Raw genomic sequence first — 20,386 nt, forward strand, 5'->3', positions numbered from 1 at the left:
GAATCATTATGATTACAGTTAATGCTATGGGAGATAATTGCCCGATCCCGGTTATAAAGACCAAAAAGGCAATGCAGGCGCTCACAGGCCCGGAGACGATCGAAGTTTTAGTTGACAATGAGATCGCCGTTCAGAACGTAACAAAGATGGCTGAAAGCTCAGGCGGTGCAGTAAAGTCTGAGAAGATCGCTGACAAAGAATACAAAGTTACGATCCAGATGAACGGAGCACCTGAGACAGTAAGCGAAGGAGAGGAGACTTGTATGCCGGACGCAAGAGATAACACAGTTGTAGTAATTAATTCAGACCGCATGGGATCTGGTAACGATGAACTTGGAAAAGTATTAATAAAAGGTTTCATCTTTGCAATAACACAGCTTGATACTTTACCTAAAACTATGTTATTCTATAACGGTGGAGCGACTCTGACCACAGAAGGTTCTGATTCATTGGAAGATTTGAAGTCACTGGAAGCACAGGGGGTTCAGATTCTGACATGTGGAACATGCCTTGATTATTATGGATTGAAAGAAAAACTGGTGGTAGGAACTGTAACAAATATGTACAGTATTGTTGAGACAATGGCGGGTGCTGGTAAGATCATCAGACCTTAATCATTTGTCCAGACAGATTTTGTAACAGAGGTAATAGAGCCGGACACTTGTGAGTCGCACAGGAAGTCCGGCTTATTTTTGCTATATATATAGATGTATAGCGGAAGTTACATCCAATACCAAGGAGAGGAGAAAACAAGTATGAAATCAGATGTAAAACTGACAAGCTTGACGAAGACGGCAGGGTGAGCAGCTAAGATTGGTCCTGAGACCCTTGCCCAGGTTCTGGGTAAGTTGCCGAAGTTCGAGGACAAGAACCTGATCGTAGGTATTGAGACGTCGGACGATGCTGCTATATATAAAGTGACAGATGATATTGCTATGATACAGACGGTGGATTTTTTTACACCGATCGTAGATGAGCCGTATATGTTCGGACAGATTGCAGCGGCCAATTCACTGAGTGATGTGTGGGCGATGGGAGGAGAACCGGCAGTAGCTTTGAATATTGTTGGATTTCCGAACTGCCTGGATCCAGCTATTTTAGGGGATATCCTTGCCGGAGGAGCAGACAAAGTGAAGGAAGCAGGAGCTGTTCTGGTAGGAGGACATTCGGTGCAGGATGATGAACCGAAATATGGTCTCTGTGTATCAGGCTTTGTGCATCCGGATAAGATCTTTAAGAATTACGGATGCAGACCGGGAGACATCCTGGTTTTAACGAAACAGATAGGAAGCGGAATCGTTAATACTGCGATCAAAGCAGATATGGCATCACCGGAAGCAATCAGAGAAGCGCAGACGGTTATGGCATCGCTGAATAAGAGAGGAAAACAGGCGGTTGAGAAATATGACGTCAGCGCCTGCACAGACATCACAGGATTTGGACTTCTCGGTCACTGTGTCGAGATGGCATCAGCCAGTGATGTGACATTTGAAATCAATGTTAAAGACATTGCATACCTTACCGATGCGATCGATTTCGCGAAGATGGGACTGGTCCCGGCCGGAGCATACAAGAACCGAGGATATTCTATTGGGAAAGTAGACGCAGGTTCTATTCCGGAGTATTATCTGGACCTGCTATATGACCCACAGACATCCGGCGGATTGTTAATCAGTGTGGCACCGGATAATTTGAATGAGATGCTGGCAGATTTTAAGAATGCAAGCATGGATACCACGATTTCGGTGATCGGAAAGGTTGCACCTAAGAGCGACAAGTTGATCCGACTGTTTTAAGTCAAAGAAAAAGTGGAAGGAAGAAAAATATGGACAAGAATATGTTGTATCGCAGTATCCCGAAAGTGGATGTGCTGCTTGCTGATGAGAAAGTCCAGATGTTGATAGAGACTTATAGCCGGGAGACGGTTATGGAATCCATTCATCTGGAGATGAATCGTCTGCGTGCTTATATTGCAAAATGTGAAGACGAAGAGGAAGCAAAGAGACAGATTGAAGCGTTGACGGAGAAGATCGAGCGGACAGTGTCTGCAATGCATACGCCGAACATGCGCATGGTAATGAATGGTACGGGGACCATTCTCCACACCAATCTGGGAAGAGCACCGATAAGCCCGGAACATATGAAGAGGGTAGCGGCTATTGCAACAGGATATTCAAATCTGGAGTATAATCTCGAAGCCGGAAGACGTGGCGAACGTTATTCGCACTTCGAGAAATTGTTGTGCAAAATTACAGGGGCAGAGGCTGCGATGGCAGTCAATAACAACGCTGCTTCTGTTATGCTTATTTTGAGCTCGCTTGCTAAAGGAGGGGAAGTGATTGTTTCCCGTGGCGAGCTTGTAGAGATTGGCGGTAAGTTCCGCATCCCGGATGTTATGGAGCAGAGCGGGGCTTCACTTGTGGAAGTAGGAACAACCAACAAGACACACTATGATGATTATGAAGATGCGATCACAGAAGAGACAAAGGCACTTCTGAAGGTACACACAAGCAATTACCGTATTGTTGGATTTACAGATACCGTAGGGATTGATGAACTGATCCCGCTTGCGAAGGAACATGATCTTCCGGTAGTGGAAGACTTGGGAAGTGGTGTGCTCATTGATCTGGAAAGATACGGTCTGACACACGAGCCGACTGTACAGGAATCCATTGCAAAAGGTGCGGATGTTGTCTGCTTCAGTGGCGACAAATTATTGGGAGGACCACAGGCAGGTATCATTATCGGTAAGAAGAAATACATCGATATGATGAAGAAGAACCAGCTTACCCGTGCTCTCCGTATTGATAAATTTACAGCGGCAACGCTGGAACTTGTATTACAGGAATATCTGTCCGAAGAAAAGGCAGTTCAGAACATTCCTGTTCTTCGCATGATTACAAAATCATTAGACGAAGTGACTAAAGATGCTAAGAAATTATGCCGTATTTTAAAAGCGGCAAAGCTTTCTGCCGAGATCAGTGTGGTTCCACTTGAATCACAGATTGGCGGAGGTTCTCTCCCTCTGGAGCGTATCGCAAGTATGGGCGTTGCGATCAATCCTGAGAAGATCAGCATTACAGAGCTTGAAGAAAGACTGCGCCATATGCCGGTGCCGTTGATTCCGAGAACAGCAAATGACACTGTGCTGATCGACGTAAGAACGATGGATGAACAGAATTTCAAATTACTCGCTAAGCAGTTACAGGAACTGCAGGTGTTTGAAGAGAAGAGTCTGATAGAAGTACGTTAGGAGAGAATGGCTATGAAAAATATCATCATTGGAACGGCCGGGCATATAGACCATGGTAAGACGACACTCATTAAAGCACTGACCGGAAGAAATACAGACCGATGGGAAGAAGAACAGCGCCGTGGAATTACAATTGACCTCGGATTTACGTATTTTGACCTTCCGGGTGGAGATCGTGCAGGAATCATCGATGTTCCGGGACATGAGAAATTTATTAACAACATGGTTGCCGGTGTAGTAGGAATGGATCTTGTGTTGCTTGTCATTGCAGCGGACGAAGGAATCATGCCGCAGACAAGAGAGCATATGGATATTCTGAATTTATTGGGAATTGAAAAAAGTATTATTGTATTGAATAAATGTGATCTTGTAGATGAAGAGTGGCTGGAACTCGTAGAAGAAGATGTAAAAGACGAGCTGGCAGGCACATTTCTGGAAGGAGCGCCGGTGGTGGAAGTATCTGCCGTAACCGGACAGGGACTGGACAAACTGATCGATGAGATCGTGCATCTGACAAGCGATGACATTGTCCAGAAGGATATTCACACGATCCCGCGTCTTCCAATTGACCGTGCATTTACACTGTCGGGATTTGGAACGATTATCACCGGAACACTTGTATCTGGAACGATTTCCAAAGAAGACACATTGGAGATGTATCCGATTGGCAAAGAATGTAAAATCCGAAGCATTCAGGTGCATGGAGAGGATAAGAAAGAATGTTACGCAGGACAGCGGGTTGCAATCAATCTTTCCAACGTTAAGAAAAAGGAGATCAAGAGAGGATGCGTGCTTGCGCCGGTCAACAGTATGAAGAATACAGATCTTCTTGATGTAAAACTGAATGTGCTGGACTCATCGTTACGTGTGCTGACCAATCATTCGCGGCTTCATTTCTTCACAGGAACAAGCGAGATTTTATGTCGTGCAGTTCTTCTTGACAAGGAAGAAATCGGACCGGGTGAGAGTGGTTATGTACAGCTTCGCCTGGAAGAAGAGATTGCAGTCAGAAGAGGAGACAAATTTGTTGTCCGCTTCTATTCACCGATGGAGACGATCGGTGGAGGCATGATCCTGGAGCCGAATCCGAAGATTAAGCGCAGATTCCAGGACGATGTCATTGAAGAACTGGAAAGAAAGGAATCTGGTTCCTCCGCAGATGTTATTGCATTGCATGCGAAAGCACACGGCGATACACTGATTTCCTGTACAGAGCTTGCGAAGCTTACTGCGCTGTCACCGGAAGAAGTTGAAGAAGATGTAAAAGAGTTGGAAGAAGAGGGAACGATTTACACATTCCCGATGAGAAAAGATACTTATGTCTGGCATGCGGATTCTGAGCGTGAAGCAGCGAAGAAACTGACGGATGCACTGGAGAAATACGAAGAAGAGCATCCATACCGTTATGGAATGAAAAAAGCAGAAGTACAGATGACTTTCTTCAAAAAAGTGAAGCCAAATGTATTTGATAAAATTATTGAAAAAGAAGAAAACAACGGACACATCAAACGTGTAGATGAATTTTTATGTACACCTGATTATGAAGTCACCAAAGATGATACTTATGAGAAAGTATCCGGAACCTATCTTGACAGCTTCCGCAAAGCAAAATATGATTTCCTGAAATATACGGAGATTGATCTTGGAAAAGTCAGCCGGGAGATCGGAGACGATATATTAAATATTTTGCTGGAAGAAGGAAAGATTGTCAAAGTTACAGATGACATGTATACGCTTACTGAATATATGGACAAAGCGAAGGAAATCATCTTAGCAAAACTGTCGGAAGATCCGATCATTACAATTGCACAGGTAAGAGACATTTTTGATACGAGCAGAAAAAGTGCAAAACCGATTCTGGAGTATATGGACAGTATCAAAGTAACGAAAAAAACCGGTGCAGAGAGTGAAAGGGTGGCATACTAATGAATCTGAAACAGTTAGAAGCGTTTGTAAAAGTAGCAGAAGGTGGTAGTTTTTCGAAAGCGGCAAAAGATCTGTTCTTGACACAGCCGACGATCAGTGCACATATTTCATCGCTGGAGAAAGAATTAAACGCAAGATTATTCGTAAGAAATACAAAAGAAGTAAGTCTGTCTGATGACGGCACAGAATTATACAAATATGCAAAGCAGATGATCGATCTGCAGAAGAAGATAGAAGAGAGTTTTGGAACGGAAAAAGGTGAGAAAAAACATGGAATTACAATTGCAGCTTCCACAATTCCGGCACAGTATCTTCTCCCAAAAGCACTTATGAGTTTTAATACGCGTTATCCGGATGAACAAATTAAAATTGTTGAGACAGATAGCAGCAAAGTGGTACAGCAGATTATTGATCATATGGCAGATGTCGGATTTACCGGAACGGTTCTGGAAAAGAAACATTGCAAATATATTCCGTTCTATAAGGACGAATTGGTAATTATTACGCCGAATACAGAAAGATATCAGAAACTGCAGAAGATGGATCCGGAAGATATTTCCTGGATGAAAGAGGAACATGTGATCATGCGCGAGGAAGGATCCGGAACACGTAAAGAAGCAGAGAATCAGTTAAAAGATGCCGGAATCAAGATGACAGACCTGGACATCATTGCAAGTATTGAGAATCAGGAGACAATCAAGAAGTCTGTCAGACAGGGAATGGGAATTTCTGTATTATCAAAGCTGGCAACAAAAGATGAAGTGGCAGCAGGGTTTCTCCTTGCATTCCCTATTCCGGAGAGTGATGACGGCAGAGATATCAATCTTGTATATAATAAGAATTATCAGCTATCAAGAAGTGCAGAGCGTTTTGTGAAAATTGTAAAAGAAGTTTATGGGCTTGAAAGCCATGAACTTAAGAAAGAACAGGGCGAGAAAGCAGTATAATGACAAGACTAATAGATGGAATCTATAAAGCGATACGAACATGTAATATATCTATTAGACGGGAGAATTAAAAACAAGTATACTAAGAGCAGACGGTTATCCGCCTGTATGAGAGGATAAGGATTATGATTTATTTGGATAATGCAGCTACAACAATGCATAAGCCACAGGAAGTGATTGATGCAGTTGTGCAGGCAATGAGTTCAATGGGTAATGCCGGAAGAGGGGCAAATGAAGCGTCCTTAAGTGCGGCAAGAGTGATTTATGATACGAGAGATCAGTTATGCCGTTTCTTTGGTGCAGAGAATCCGAAGCAGATTGCATTTACAGCAAATTCAACGGAGAGTCTTAACATTGCGATCAAAGGATTGCTGAATCCGGGAGATCATGTGATTACAACGATGTTGGAGCATAATTCAGTATTACGTCCTCTGTATGAGATGCAGGAAAAGGGAGTGAAACTTACGATTGTGAAAAGCAATCCGAAAGGGACTCTTGATATCCGTGATATAGAAGATGCGATCACACCTGAGACGAAGATGATTATTTGTACAAATGGATCGAATCTGACAGGAAATTATATCCCATTACAACCGATTGGCGATATGGCGAAAGAACATGGTGTATTGTTTGTTGTTGATGCGTCACAGACTGCAGGAATATTTCCGATAGATGTGCAGAAGATGCATATCGATGTTCTTTGCTTTACGGGACATAAAGGTCTGCTGGGACCACAGGGAACAGGTGGAATTTATGTGAGAGAAGGACTGGAAGTCAGACCGCTGAAAGTTGGGGGAAGTGGTGTGCAGACATACAATAAAAAACATCCGGTGCAGATGCCGACTGCGCTTGAAGCGGGGACGCTCAATGGACATGGAATTGCAGGCCTTCATGCAGCCATGGACTATCTGGAGAGAACAGGCGTGGATGCAATACGCGCCCGTGAACAAGAACTGATGTGGCGTTTTTATTATGGCGTAAAAGATGTGCCGGGTGTAACAATATACGGCGACTTCGATACGAAGGAGCGTTGCGCGATCGTGACACTGAATATCGGTGATTATGATTCCGCAGAAGTCAGTGATGAACTTCTTACTGAATACGGTATTTCAACAAGACCAGGTGGGCATTGTGCACCGCTTATGCATGAAGCACTTGGAACGGTTGAACAGGGAGCTGTAAGATTCAGCTTTTCCCATTATAATACAGACGAGGAAGTGGATACTGCAATTCGTGCGATTCACGAACTGGCAGAAGACGAGTAAGAGGAGAAGTGAGACTGACATGAGAAAAAAAGAAATGAAACTTATAATTACATTCCATACAACAGCAGATGCTATGGCTATGGAAAAGGCTTGTAAAGAGCAGAATGTTCCGGGAAGGATTATTCCGGTGCCACGTGCGATATCAGCGGGATGCGGACTTTCCTGGTGCGCGAACCTGAATGAACGTGACCAGATCAAAGCGATGATGGAGAAGAACGGGATTCAGGAAGAAAATATGCATGAGTGTCTTGTATAAGTATACTACAACATAACTAACAACAGGAAAAGAGCAGATGGAAAACCATCTGCTCTTTTCCTGTTGTTATAAAATTTTAAACTCCTTCGACAAAGGTATCTAAGACATGTGGTAACAGTTTGTCACTATAGTCTGTCAGATCAAATTTGCCTTTAAATAATGCCCAGTCGTAAAGAATGGCGCGTTCATACATAGCATAGATATTTACTAATTCTTCAGTGGTGCTGGTGTTCTTGAACTCTCCATTATCTAAAGCTGTCTGAATAATCTCTGAGATCCATGTGAAATAAAAACGCTTGTGATCAGACAGAGATTTTTGGTCTTTGGTGATCAACTGAGAAGAATACAGGTAAGCAAGAAGCTTGATATCCACACTTGTCTTGATCATATAAAATAATTCATGATTCAGGAAAAGCAATTTGTCATAAGCAGACAATGCAGGATCGATCACACCATATAATTCTTCGTATTTCTGGTCAAAGAGATAAGATAAACTGTTTAACAAAGCTTCCTTCCCTTTGAAATAATGATAAAAAGTACCTTTGGAAGTCTTGGATGCTGCTATGATATCCTCGACAGTGGTATCTTCATAACCATTTTTGAAAAATAAATTCCATGCAGCTTTAACAATGCGGCTCTTTGTGGATTGTCTTTTCCTTGGCATACGATGTTTCCTTTCCTCGTTGTTATATGAGCGTTAAATTCCGTGAAATGTGATTTATCGCTGGTTAGCAGTGGAGATGTAACCGTGCTGTCATGATACATTTTCCATACTGCTATAATAAAACAAGAGAGAACCAAGAAACAGGTTCTCTCCCGTAAATATAATCTGATGAATAATTATCCGATAAGGAAACCGTATTTTAACGGATCGTCTCCATCGATAATATATGTAGCAACACCTGTCAGGTAAGCTGTACCTGTAACCATTGGAATAACTGCATCGTAATCACCGATCTTAGTTTCTTCTTTGATTACACCTTTGAAACGTGTTCCCATGAAGCTTTCGTAAATGAATTCTTCTCCAACGCCAAGCTCACCCCATTTATGAAGTGTAGCAAGTTTAGCGCTTGTACCTGTTCCGCAAGGTGAGCGGTCAGCCTGAGCATCACCGAATACTACAACGTTTCTCATAGTAGCCTGATTCGGATTTGGTGTTGGTCCGTAGAACTCAACAAGGTCAACTTCTGTGATGTCAAGTGTTGGGTGCTGAATCTTAACTTCAGCATTGATCTTATCACGCATCTTCATTCCGAGAGCTGTGTATGCCGGAACTGTCTTGGCATTGATCTCTCCGATGTCAAGCTTGGTTGTATCAACTAATGCGAAGAAACTTCCACCGAATGAAATAGTATAAGGAATGTCTACTCCGTCAATATTAACTGTTAAGTTGTCTTTGTAAACGAATGCAGGTACATTTGTAAGTGTAACACCTGTAACTTTTCCGTTCTCTACCACAGCTGTTGTACGAATGATTCCTGCAGGAGCTTCCAGAACAACTTCGTTTTCACCTTCGTGGGATTCAACGAGTCCTGCTTCGATTGCAACAGTAACGGAACCGATTGTACAATGTCCGCACATGTTCAGATATCCGCCTGTATCCATGAAGATAACTCCCAGATCTGCTTCGTCGCTGACTGGTTTGCATAAGAAACCACCAAACATATCGTGGTGTCCTCTAGGCTCCAGCATCAGAGCTGTACGAACGTGATCGTAATTCTCCTCCATCCATTTTTTCTTTTCAATCATGGTGTTGCCTTCCGGCTCTGGAAATCCCCCGATTACCATACGGCAAAATTCTCCGGCTGTATGTGCGTCAACAACCTGAAGTGCTGCCTCGTAGTTTGCAAAATTCACATTTGCTTTTAACTCCATAATTAGTCCCTCCTTAATATGAGATATTGAATAATTATTATTTATAGAAAACCTCTATAAATTTTATAAAAACACATAGAAACCCCGAGTTTGCAATGTGCCTTTTTTAAAATAGACTCAAAAAAATGAGAGCAAATTCAGTGATAAACACGAATAATTATACAAAAGTACGACATAAAATTAACAAATAGACCGTATTCTAGTACCGCGTTTAATCTCTTGCTTCTATTATCTATGAAAACCCTTGAAAAGTCAATGCTTTTTTGATATTATAAATTTAAATAAAAAGTGTTGAAAAATAACGAATATTGTGCTATTCTTAACAAGCGAATGAAAAGCGCATAATATGGGGGTAGATGGGTGACTGGTGTGCCTCCTAGTCTTCAAAACTAGTGTGGGGCGTTAAGAGCGTCCTGGGTGGGTTCGATTCCCACATGCCTCCGCCAGAAGAAGTGCAGCTAAGTTACGTTAAAAAAATAACTTATAGAAAGCGTCTATGAATAAAGGAATGTGGCGAGCTGAACAACGGATAAAAAAAGAATAATAATGATTATACGATTTATATTCTCACAGCAGAAAGCTGGAGAGTATGCATTATCTACATATTATATTAAAAGTTTAAAAGTCAGAAGAACAGAATGTAACAGCGAAGTTAAGTCAGAATAAGTAAACGAACCATGGTATAGGTTTCGTTTTTTACTTATATATAAAAGAAAAGGAGAGAATAGTGTCATGGGAAAAGTACAGATTTTATTACGTCAGCATGTTGGCGCACCGTGTGCACCGTGCGTTGAAGTTGGGGCAGATGTAAAAAAAGGTACACTGATTGCTACACCAACTGGACTTGGAGCTAACATCTATGCCAGTGTATACGGAAAAGTAACAGAGATTACAGATGACAGAATCATCATTGAAGCTGCAGATGAGCAGCCGGATGAATTCGTGCCGATCGATGTGCCGGAAGATGCAAGTAAACTGGATATGGTAAAAGCAGCCGGAGTAGTTGGAATGGGAGGAGCTGGATTCCCGACAGGAGTTAAGCTTAACATTAACTTGGCAGAGACTCCGATGGGAGAGATTAATCCGGAGATCAACCCGGAACTGCCAAAGGATTTCAGTATCGACTGTGGATATATCCTGATCAATGCTGCTGAGTGTGAACCGGGACTGGAGCACAATACACAGCAGATTGAGACACAGACAGATAAAGTAATCCGCGGTATCAAATACTGCATGGAAATCACACATGCTGAGAAGACGATTATCGCAATTAAGAAAAAACATCACAAAGCAATCAAAGCTCTGCAGAAAGCTCTTGAGAAGGAGTCTGCTATTACAATGCATCTGCTTCCGGATATTTATCCAATGGGAGAAGAACGTGCGGTAGTAAGAGAGTGTCTGGGTGTGAACCTTGATACAACTCAGCTTCCATCAGCTGCAAGAGCAGTAGTTGTTAACGTAGAGACTGCCTGTCGAGTAGCAGAAGCGATCGATGAGAAGAGACCATGTATCAGCAAGAACATGACTGTTCGTGGAAAATTAAATGGCGGTAACGAAGCACACGTATTTATGGATGTGCCGATCGGTGTAAGCGTTGGAGAGATGATCGAAAAAGCAGGCGGAATTGAAGAGCCTTACGGTGAGATCATTATGGGAGGAGCCTTCACAGGTAAATCTACAGAATTAGACGCACCGATAACTAAGACAACAGGAGCAATTCTTGTAACTGTTGAATTCCCAGATCTTCACGGAGCAAATGTAGGTATCTTAGTTTGTGCCTGCGGCGGAAGCGAAGAACGTATGAGAGAGATTGCTAAGAAGATGAATGGAAACGTTGTTTCTATGTGCAGATGTAAACAGGCAATCGAGAATAAACCAGGAGCACCGCTTAAGTGCTTAAGACCTGGTAACTGCCCTGGACAGGTTAAGAACAACCTGCAGTTCAAGAAAGACAAATGTGAATATATCATCATCGGTAACTGCTCTGACTGCTCTAACACAGTTATGGCATCCGGACCGAAGATGGGCTTGAAAGTATTCCATCAGACAGACCATGTTATGAGAACAGTCGGACATCCACTGTACAGAACTCTGAGAGTTTCTAAACAGGTAAGTCAGGATATTGACTTTTAATCACATTCTATTTTAGGTAATACCGTCACGTACAGGCAAGGGCCTTAGACCCCCGATTCTTCGGCCTGGGGAAAAAGAGACTAATCTCTCTGCCGGGCGTGGCTGTATATATACATTACTATGTGCGATAAAGCACAGGTAGATTTTTTCAACCAATACAAGGAGGGAAACAATATGTCAATCACAGCTGAAACAGCTAAAGAACATGCTCATGATCCTGCGGTATTATGCTGTAGAGCAGAAGCTGGCATCACAATTGAACCAGCTAATCTGGAAGATCCGGCTATCTTTGATGATTTGGTAGATTCAGGATTATTAACTCTGGATGGATGCCTGACAATCGAAGAGGTATTAGGAGCAAAACTTACAAAAACTTGTGATTCTCTTTGCCCGTTAACAAATGATGTCCTGGATGGTGTGAAAGCACCTACAACAGAGGCACCGGCAGCAGAGGCAGAGGAAGTTGCAGAGGCACCGGCAGAGGAAGCAGCACCAGTTGCAGCACCGGTTGCAGGTGGAACATTAAAGATTCATATCGGAGAAGGAAAAGATATCAATCTTGAGATCCCGGTTGGAGCTCTTGGAGCATCAGGAGCAGCGGTAGCAGAAGTTCCAGCAGGAGCAGCTACAGCAGACACAGCAGCTGCAGCAGACGCTGACGTAGAAAAAGTTGCTGGTGAATTAACAAGAAAACATTTCAAGATCACAGAAGTTAAGAGAGGACCGGAGACAAAGATCGAAGGAACAACTCTTTACATCCGTGAAGGAATTGAAGCAGACGTTATTGCTGATCAGGAATTAGTTAAAGATTTCCATCTGGAAATTATCACTCCTGATAAATATCACACATATTCAGAAACTATCATGGATGTTCAGCCAATCGCTACAAAAGAAGGCGATTCAATCATCGGTGAAGGTGTTACAAGAGTACTTGATGGCGTTGTTATGATGCTGACTGGTACAGATGAAGGCGGAGTTCAGATCGGTGAGTTCGGTTCTTCAGAAGGATACCTTGATGAGAACATCATGTGGGGACGTCCGGGTTGCCCAGATAAAGGAGAGATCTTTATCAAAGGTAATATCGTAATCCAGGAGAAGACAAACATGGAGCGTCGTGGACCTATGGCTGCTCATACAGCATTTGACATCATTACACAGGAAATCCGTGAAGTAATGAAAGAGTTAGATGAAAGCCTTGTAACAGATACAGAGGAATTGAAATCTATCCGTCGTCCTGGAAAGAAAAAAGTTGTAATTGTTAAGGAAATCATGGGACAGGGAGCTATGCATGATAACTTCATCCTTCCTGTAGAACCTGTTGGTATCCTTGGCGCAAGAGCTAACGTAGACTTAGGAAACGTTCCGATCTGCGTATCTCCGCTGGAAGTACTGGATGGATGTATCCATGCATTAACATGTATCGGACCTGCATCTAAAGAGATGTCCAGACATTATTGGAGAGAGCCTCTTGTACTGGAAGCACTTCATGATCCGGAAGTTGACCTTTGCGGAGTTGTATTTGTAGGATCTCCTCAGATCAATGCTGAGAAGTTCTATGTATCTCGTCGTGTAGGTCATACAGTAGAGATGATGGATGCGGATGGAGCTTTCGTTACAACAGAAGGTTTCGGAAATAACCACATTGACTTCGCAAGTCATATCGAGCAGATCGGTATGAGAGGTGTTCCGACAGTAGGTATGTCTTACTGTGCAGTACAGGGAGCACTTGTTGTTGGTAATAAACACATGCAGTACATGGTTGATAACAACAAATCTGAGTCCGGTATTGAGAACGAAGTACTTGGTTGCAATACTCTTTGCCAGGAAGATGCAATCCGTGCACTTGCTATGCTGAAGACAGCAATGGCTGGTGAAGAAGTAAAAGCTGCTGAGAAGAAATGGAATCCAAACGTTAAATCTACAAACGTTGAGCTGATTGAAGAAGCTTATGGCAAGAAAGTTGATCTTGTTGACAATGAGCAGGCACTTCCGATGAGCCAGAAACGTAAAGAGAAATACGATTAATTCCGGGTGACCGTGAATGAATAATGAGCGTTTGAATTATGGAGACAGAATCATTTATATGGAGGGTGTTGTAGTTGACGTTGATGATTGCAGCATCAGCATAGACCTGAAAGGTCGTTTGGGATTCTTCAAAGCTCCGAAGAGAATGTTTATCTGTGATACCGAGCCAAAAGTTGGTCAGGAATTCGGATGGAACATGAGTTTTCCGGAACAATTAGGACCTGAAGTAAATGATAAATATGTCAGTAACATAGAAAAAGAACGACGCAAACAAGAAGAAATGCGCGCACGTTTGGATGATAATAAGGAGGATTAAAAATGAGTTTAACGGTTGTTAAAGGCTTACAGTCTGAAATATTCGTTCCTATTACTCCACCGGCTGTATGGACTCCTGTAACAAAAGAGCTGAAAGATATGTCTATCGCTCTTGCTACAGCAGCAGGTGTTCATAAGAAGAGTCAGGAGAGATTCAACCTTGCAGGTGACTTCACTTGGAGAAAGATAGAGAACACTACACCATCAAGCGATCTGATGGTATCCCATGGTGGATATGATAACAGTGATGTTAACAAAGACATCAACTGTATGTTCCCGATTGACAGAATTCATGAATTAGCAGCAGAAGGATTTATCAGAGCTTGTGCTCCGGTACATGCTGGATTCATGGGTGGTGGCGGAAACCAGGAGAAATTTAAACATGAAACTGGTCCGGCTGTCGCTGAAATGTTCAAAAATGAGGATGTTGATGCAGTAATCCTCACAGCTGGTTGAGGTACTTGCCACCGCTCTGCAGTATTGGTGCAGAGAGCGATTGAAGAAGCTGGAATTCCTACAATTATTATTGCAGCTCTTCCACCAGTTGTTCGTCAGACTGGTACTCCTCGTGCAGTAGCTCCGCTGGTACCTATGGGTGCTAATGCTGGTGGACCGCACAATGTAGAACAGCAGACACAGATTGTAAAAGCAACTCTGGAGCAGTTAGAGAAAATCCAGACACCTGGAACTATTGTTCCGTTGCCATACGAGTATGTAGCTAAAATCTAATTTAAGCTAAAAGGGGCAGATGCGTTTAGCGCATCTGCCTTTTTTATAAAGACACATTTGCTTTTATAAAAATATAATGAATACATTAAAAAAGAAAAAATAATTGCATGATAATTTGTTGGAAGTTCGTAGAATTTATTGTATAATAAATATATAATGTGAAAACATTGACGAGAAAAATATGGAGGTAACGAAGATGGCTGAAAAAGAGATTAATTTACGTCGCCTTGTTATCAAAGCCTTTCATATGACGGATGTTGAATGGGGCGATGAAAACAATATTACAACGGATGGCCATATGACTGTCAGCAAGGGGATGCTGGAACAGTTGACAGCAGAAGATGATTGCATTGAGAAGATTGATATCCAGATTATCAAACCGGGAGATCATGATCGCTGGACGAACACGATTATGGATATTATCCCGATTTCTACAAAGGTTCTTGGAAAGCTGGGAGAAGGTATTACACATACGGTAACAGGTGTATATGTAATGTTGACAGGTGTAGATGTGGATGGCAAGCAATGTCATGAATTCGGATCGTCAGAGGGTAATCTGAAAGATCAGTTATATTTGAATCGAGCTGGTACACCGGGAGATGATGATTATATTATTTCCTTTGACGTTACATTTGCATCAGGTATGGGGCAAGAAAGACACGGACCATTTACTGCACACAGACTTTGCGATAAATTTATTCAGACCTATCGTGAAAAACTGAAAAAGTTTAAAGGTGAGAAATGCACAGAAAGACATGAATATCATGATAAAGTAAGACCTGGAAAGAAGAGAGTGGTGATTATTCGTCAAGTAGCAGGCCAGGGAGCAATGTACGATACGCATCTGTTTCCGGATGAACCGTCAGGGGTTGAAGGTGGTAAATCAATCATTGAAATGGGCAATATGCCGGTCATGATCACTCCGAATGAGTATCGTGATGGTATTATTCGCTCTATGCAGTAGGAGGTGTTAGTATGGGAATTGGACCGTCAACAAAGGAAACATCGTTACATCACTTCAGAGATCCGTTATTGGAAGTAGTGGCTGAAGATACAGATTTGGACCTGATGGGACTTATTATTGTAGGTACACCGGATGATAACAAAGACAAGATCCGTGTGGGTACAAGAGCTGCTGCTATGGCAGAGATGATGCGGGCAGATGGCGTAATTATTTCATCTGATGGATGGGGCAACAGTGATGTAGACTTTACAAATACATGTGAGCAGTTAGGTATCCGTGATATTCCGGTTACTGGACTGAATTTCAGCGGAACTGTAGCACAGTTTGTTGTTGTTAATGACTATCTGGATGGTATCGTGGATATCAATAAGAGTGCGGATGGTACAGAGACAGACGTTGTAGGCGAGAATAATATGGTCAAACTGGACTGCCTGAAAGCGAAAGCTTTGCTGAAATTGAAGATGCGCCAGAAAGAGCAGCGCCGGGAGTAGATATATATATGGAATGCCGTTCGAACAAAAGATGTATAAAATGGGTGATTTTAATTTATCTACTGGTATTTCATAAGTATATAATGGAGGGATGCAGTTTCCGGATTAAGAATCTGTATCCCCTTTTTTCATGTTATGAGAGGTGACAAGATGGAAAAGAAGACATCACAGGATCGCAGGCGAGTGCATTATGAGGTGCAGACAAGACGTGATACGAAACTAATGAAGAGATTCATCAATTTTAAAAATCGAGTAGAACATCCAACGGTAACACCGGGCTTGATTCTGATAGGCATTACATTCATTCTATTGCCATTTGTGAGACCGGAGATAAAGAAGGATATAGGAATCTCAGGTGTTGCTGTCAGCGCCCTTCTTGGGGCATTTCTGACGCTTTTGGGAATAGGAAGACAATATATAACGATAGCTTTGATGAAGAGAAATTCGGATATTGCTTTAAACGAAGAAATTAATTATTTATTTGGAAATGAGGATATCCGTGCAAAGAAAGAACATTCCGAAGAACGTGTAGGATATTATAAGAACGTATATAGTTTGTGGGAAGATGAGAAGACATTTTATCTGGGAATTGAAAACGATGAACTGGTCATACTTCCCAAAAATGGATTTCTGACTGGGGAAGCAGAGGCGTTTAAATTATTTATCATAGAGAAAAGTAATGCGAAATATATATGGATGCCAATGAAATGGAAAAATATTTATAAAGCAAGAATGATCAGACGCCAGATGAATAAGCAGCCGGAAAAAAACGAATAATCTGCAGAGCTTGTTCCTTGAATGTTTTAGGAACAATGAAAATAGAATTTTCGGTTAGAATTTGTATGTATTAGAAAAATATTAGAACTGTGGTAAGAAAAGACCTGAATCATAATATAAATGTTTCAGGTCTTTTTCGCTCTTGTAAAATATCGCATAAAATTGCAAAAAATATCTATTTGTCATATGCCGGATGAATTGGTCCGTAAGGGATATCCGGATGATGTTCCTGCATCCAGGTTTTAAACTGTTCAGAATCACCTTCTGTAAAAGAATCCTTGTCTAGCATAACACCTTCGTTTTGATCTCCAGAAGCAAGTTTGTAATAGGATTTTGCCTCTTCAAATCTGTTAATATCTTTCCAGTCCACTTTGTTGTTTAGCTTATTGTTGATATAAAGGGTGATATTTTTGTCGCCGATAATTACTTTGCAGGTCCAGTCTTTTCCGTTAAAGTATTGACCGCGTGTTACGCGAAATGTTTTATCAGCGTGCATCCATTTGAAAAATACACCGCGGTAAACGGATATAAAGACAAGAAATGCACATACGGTTTTCCATCTGAGCGGTACAGTTATTGTATTGAAGTAAATCCAACTCAGAGTTCCGACGATAAAAATAAAACACCAAATGAAAAACATAGGACCTGATTTCCAGAACTTTGGAACAGACCATTTGTCATAACGCTTGCGAGTCATTGTATACTCATTAATAAACATGTAAATAATCTCCGTAGTTTTATTATTGTATTTTTAAAGAAGTTTAAGCAATAAGACTTATAAAAAAATATTGCTAAAATATATAAGGCAGTTCTTAATTTAAGAACCGCCTTATATTATTGTTGTAATTAATATTCAATTATTGTTTAAGCAACACCTGCTTTAGCGTCTTTTCTAGCTGAGCTTAACAGTGTGTAAGATGTCCACAGAAGAACAACACAGATCAGGTTGATCAGCCAGAACATCGGAAGTCCTGTAACCACTTTCCAGGCAATAAATACACCGATACATCCGCCGAGAGCGTTACCGATTGTATGTGGAACATCGTATCTCTTTGTCTTAATAAACTCGATAGAGCAAGCTGGCATCAGACATGCACAAGATCCCATGAATACAGGGAAGCAAGCCTGCGCATCAACTCCGAGCAGAAGACAAGTAGCCATACACGGAGCATACAGACCAAATCCGATATCCATCAGAGCACCCCACAGAATATTAAGAACTGCGGCTACGATTAATTTCCAGCCTGTAAGACCTGTTAAAGTTCCTACGAGACCGAAAGGTCCAACACCTGTATTCTTGCAGAGCATAACAGCAGCAAGTGGAATCATAACTGTACCAAGAGCGATTCTGATTTTGTTACGAGGCCATTTGGTAACAATAGAAGCAAAACCAAACGAACCAACTGCAGCACAAACATACATTACGATCAGAAACATAGGATCACAATTAACTGATGTTGTGAAGATGAATGCCTCGAAAATAACAGGGAAAGTATCTCCAACATTCAGTGTACCAGGAATATCGATATCATCAATCTGGTTGAATAACTTATACATGAATGTAGATGGTGCATAAGAACCACATCCTAACGTATCAAGGAAGTTGGCAATGATACCTACTACGAAAGCAGAAGCCCACTGTTTACCAGTCGCATCTTTGATTTTGTCCATTCGATTCTTGGCAACGTCAACAACGAGTCCGACACCTGTACCTGCGAATAAGACACCGAGTAAAATTTGGATAGCTAATAACATATTACTCCTCCTTCAGATTATAAAATAATATTAAATTGTAAATGTACTACAGACATAATACGTCCCTCCAGTTGAATTGAACACACCCCGATTTGTATTACAATTCATATTCCGTAAAATGCCTCTTTTCACTAGTTTATCAGTTAATTTGTTAAAAGTCAATCAATGGGATAGAAAAGTATGAAAAAATATGAACAAAATAACAAAACAACCGACAGAATATGGCAAAGAAAAAACACAGCACCGATGCGCTGTGTTTTTTCTTTTTGGTATGTCATTGAGAGGTTTTCCTCGTTGCATTGCAGTTTTGTTAATATACAAAGCTGGGGAATGCTCCTTCCTTCCGGAAGGTATATATTAATTGGAGTTTATCTCTGCAGGATTGTTCTTGGGGGAAACAATCGGCATCGACATAACTGCAATAACAACCATAATGGTTATCAAACTTAAAAGTACTCGATATTCTAAAATAGCAGTTCCCATCTTCTTCGCTATAGGAAACCGCCATTGGTTATCAAGTTATGTTCTTTTAAGTTGTTTTTAATATACCACTTTTGTGTATTAACGTCAAGAATTAATAATATTTTTATGAATTGTAACGAATAAATATTAAAATGAAAAGAGATATTGTGCAATTTTCAAGAACAAAACTTGCAAATAAAGATATGCCAAATAATAGGGATGGTTTTCGGTAAACGCAAAGAAGCGCATTTTCATGCGCTTCTTTGAATGATTCCCCTGTTCAATTGTACCAAAAATCTTATCGTTTAGAATTATCTCGCTGCTTTTCTTGCATCATGGAAGAACATACATGCACAAACTACCATAACTACACATACCAAATAAGTAAGTACGGTAAGTGGCAGGCTAGTAACGATGAGTCCTGCAATCAATACACCGATAGATCCACTAATAACCATCGGGATTGCAGCTCCGCGGTGATATTTACCACTCTTGATAAATTCAAAACCGGAAGCAGGACACAGATAAGCACAAGATCCCATCATAATCGGGAAAGCTACATCTGTACTCATACCCAATAACAGGACAACAGCCATACAAGGTGCGTACAGTCCGATACCTACAGTCATCAGAATGCCAAGAATGAAGTTCGCTACGATACCGATCACAAGTTTTGTGCCAGTAAGTCCTCGTGCTGTCCCGATGATACCGAAAGGACCAAAAGCATTGATCTTGCATAAAGTGATGATTGCTACCAGAATCAGTGCAACACCCATAACTGTACGGATCTTCGTAATGTCGAGCTTGGATACCATCTTAGCACCAATGACTGCGCCGACAACAGATGCAGCGATCATAAGGACCAGTGTCAAGGAGTCGGCTTGCACTTTCTTAATGAAAATGGTTGCCTCCACACAGATCGGAATAGCAAAGCTTACATTCAAGGATCCTGGAATCAGGTCATCGCTATTAGATTTGGTGAACTTCCAGGCAGAAGTTGCAATTGCATAACTTCCAATCCCCAGCGTGTCGAAGAAGTTTGCTACCAGACTGATGATAATGTTGTGTGGCAGTTTTTCGTTGTTGATTTCGTCTTTGTGTGCGATAACATCTTTAAGCAGAAAGATAAAATAAACTGCTGCGTATACCCACATAACGACGAGTAAGATTGTTGCTACGTTCATAAGAATCCCCCTTTTGGAAAAATATATAT

General features: G+C 41.5%; 19 protein-coding genes and 1 tRNA gene. 15 read left to right on the forward strand and 5 right to left on the reverse strand.

Translation table 11 applies throughout. From position 1 onward, the window contains the following. Window positions 1–8: 8 nt before the first annotated feature. From yedF to H8S07_RS09430, 7 genes are all read left to right on the forward strand, one after another. Window positions 9–614 carry a sulfurtransferase-like selenium metabolism protein YedF gene (gene yedF, locus H8S07_RS09400; RefSeq protein WP_021859792.1) on the forward strand — a complete coding sequence of 202 codons (606 nt, stop codon included), beginning with the start codon at window positions 9–11 and terminating at the stop codon, window positions 612–614. A gap of 141 nt (window positions 615–755) precedes the next feature. Beyond that, entirely contained in the window at window positions 756–1,796 is a 1,041-nt protein-coding gene (gene selD, locus H8S07_RS09405; RefSeq protein WP_186855938.1) for a selenide, water dikinase SelD, read from the forward strand. Window positions 1,797–1,825: 29 nt separating this feature from the next. Continuing rightward, window positions 1,826–3,253 carry an L-seryl-tRNA(Sec) selenium transferase gene (gene selA, locus H8S07_RS09410; RefSeq protein ID WP_117537775.1) on the forward strand — a complete coding sequence of 476 codons (1,428 nt, stop codon included), beginning with the start codon at window positions 1,826–1,828 and terminating at the stop codon, window positions 3,251–3,253. Between the two features lie 12 nt (window positions 3,254–3,265). Continuing rightward, entirely contained in the window at window positions 3,266–5,179 is a 1,914-nt protein-coding gene (gene selB / locus H8S07_RS09415) for a selenocysteine-specific translation elongation factor (protein WP_117537776.1), read from the forward strand. Further along, complete coding sequence (locus H8S07_RS09420) at window positions 5,179–6,126, forward strand: selenium metabolism-associated LysR family transcriptional regulator (protein ID WP_117537777.1); 948 nt, start codon at window positions 5,179–5,181, stop codon at window positions 6,124–6,126. The genes selB and H8S07_RS09420 overlap by 1 nt, the downstream gene beginning before the upstream one ends. A gap of 125 nt (window positions 6,127–6,251) precedes the next feature. After that, entirely contained in the window at window positions 6,252–7,391 is a 1,140-nt protein-coding gene (locus H8S07_RS09425; RefSeq protein WP_118660608.1) for an aminotransferase class V-fold PLP-dependent enzyme, read from the forward strand. Between the two features lie 19 nt (window positions 7,392–7,410). Then, a complete protein-coding gene (locus H8S07_RS09430; RefSeq protein WP_117537778.1) occupies window positions 7,411–7,647 on the forward strand; it encodes a DUF3343 domain-containing protein in 237 nt (78 codons plus the stop codon). A 76-nt stretch (window positions 7,648–7,723) separates the two neighbouring features. On the opposite strand, the gene H8S07_RS09435 is transcribed toward H8S07_RS09430, so the two are convergent. Together H8S07_RS09435 and H8S07_RS09440 are read right to left on the reverse strand one after the other, a co-directional pair. Next, complete coding sequence (locus tag H8S07_RS09435) at window positions 7,724–8,311, reverse strand: TetR/AcrR family transcriptional regulator (RefSeq protein ID WP_117537779.1); 588 nt, start codon at window positions 8,309–8,311, stop codon at window positions 7,724–7,726. A gap of 176 nt (window positions 8,312–8,487) precedes the next feature. Then, a complete protein-coding gene (locus H8S07_RS09440) occupies window positions 8,488–9,522 on the reverse strand; it encodes a proline racemase family protein (RefSeq protein ID WP_186855939.1) in 1,035 nt (344 codons plus the stop codon). A gap of 348 nt (window positions 9,523–9,870) precedes the next feature. Here H8S07_RS09440 and H8S07_RS09445 point away from each other — a divergent pair. From H8S07_RS09445 to H8S07_RS09480, 8 genes are all read left to right on the forward strand, one after another. After that, window positions 9,871–9,968, forward strand: a tRNA-Sec gene (locus H8S07_RS09445). A gap of 286 nt (window positions 9,969–10,254) precedes the next feature. After that, window positions 10,255–11,655, forward strand: coding sequence for a proline reductase-associated electron transfer protein PrdC (locus H8S07_RS09450; protein WP_117537781.1), 1,401 nt, complete (start codon window positions 10,255–10,257; stop codon window positions 11,653–11,655). A 174-nt stretch (window positions 11,656–11,829) separates the two neighbouring features. Continuing rightward, window positions 11,830–13,680, forward strand: coding sequence for a D-proline reductase (dithiol) proprotein PrdA (prdA, locus tag H8S07_RS09455; protein WP_117537782.1), 1,851 nt, complete (start codon window positions 11,830–11,832; stop codon window positions 13,678–13,680). Between the two features lie 16 nt (window positions 13,681–13,696). Next, a complete protein-coding gene (locus tag H8S07_RS09460; RefSeq protein ID WP_021859781.1) occupies window positions 13,697–13,996 on the forward strand; it encodes a CBO2463/CBO2479 domain-containing protein in 300 nt (99 codons plus the stop codon). 2 nt (window positions 13,997–13,998) lie between these two features. Continuing rightward, window positions 13,999–14,724: a D-proline reductase (dithiol) protein PrdB gene (prdB, locus tag H8S07_RS09465; protein WP_117537783.1), complete on the forward strand. Its 726-nt coding sequence runs from the start codon at window positions 13,999–14,001 to the stop codon at window positions 14,722–14,724. A gap of 196 nt (window positions 14,725–14,920) precedes the next feature. Further along, window positions 14,921–15,688, forward strand: a complete 768-nt coding sequence (gene prdD / locus H8S07_RS09470; RefSeq protein ID WP_021859779.1) for a proline reductase cluster protein PrdD — start codon at window positions 14,921–14,923, stop codon at window positions 15,686–15,688. Window positions 15,689–15,699: 11 nt separating this feature from the next. Then, window positions 15,700–16,179: a glycine/sarcosine/betaine reductase component B subunit gene (locus tag H8S07_RS09475; RefSeq protein WP_021859778.1), complete on the forward strand. Its 480-nt coding sequence runs from the start codon at window positions 15,700–15,702 to the stop codon at window positions 16,177–16,179. 150 nt (window positions 16,180–16,329) lie between these two features. Next, on the forward strand, window positions 16,330–16,956 hold the full coding sequence (locus H8S07_RS09480) for a YcxB family protein (RefSeq protein ID WP_158549902.1): 627 nt from the start codon (window positions 16,330–16,332) through the stop codon (window positions 16,954–16,956). A gap of 175 nt (window positions 16,957–17,131) precedes the next feature. Here H8S07_RS09480 and H8S07_RS09485 read toward each other — a convergent pair whose 3' ends face one another. The 3 genes from H8S07_RS09485 to H8S07_RS09495 all read right to left on the reverse strand — a co-directional run bounded on the left by H8S07_RS09485 (window position 17,132) and on the right by H8S07_RS09495 (window position 20,357). After that, the gene (locus H8S07_RS09485) at window positions 17,132–17,674 is read right to left on the reverse strand and encodes a YcxB family protein (protein ID WP_117537785.1); all 543 of its coding nucleotides are present in this window, start codon (window positions 17,672–17,674) and stop codon (window positions 17,132–17,134) included. A gap of 146 nt (window positions 17,675–17,820) precedes the next feature. Next, window positions 17,821–18,711, reverse strand: a complete 891-nt coding sequence (locus tag H8S07_RS09490; RefSeq protein WP_117537786.1) for a permease — start codon at window positions 18,709–18,711, stop codon at window positions 17,821–17,823. 773 nt (window positions 18,712–19,484) lie between these two features. Beyond that, window positions 19,485–20,357, reverse strand: coding sequence for a sulfite exporter TauE/SafE family protein (locus H8S07_RS09495; RefSeq protein WP_117537787.1), 873 nt, complete (start codon window positions 20,355–20,357; stop codon window positions 19,485–19,487). Between the last annotated feature and the right edge of the window lie 29 nt (window positions 20,358–20,386).

Source organism: Dorea hominis (genome assembly GCF_014287705.1).
GTDB lineage: Bacteria > Bacillota > Clostridia > Lachnospirales > Lachnospiraceae > Dorea_D > Dorea_D hominis.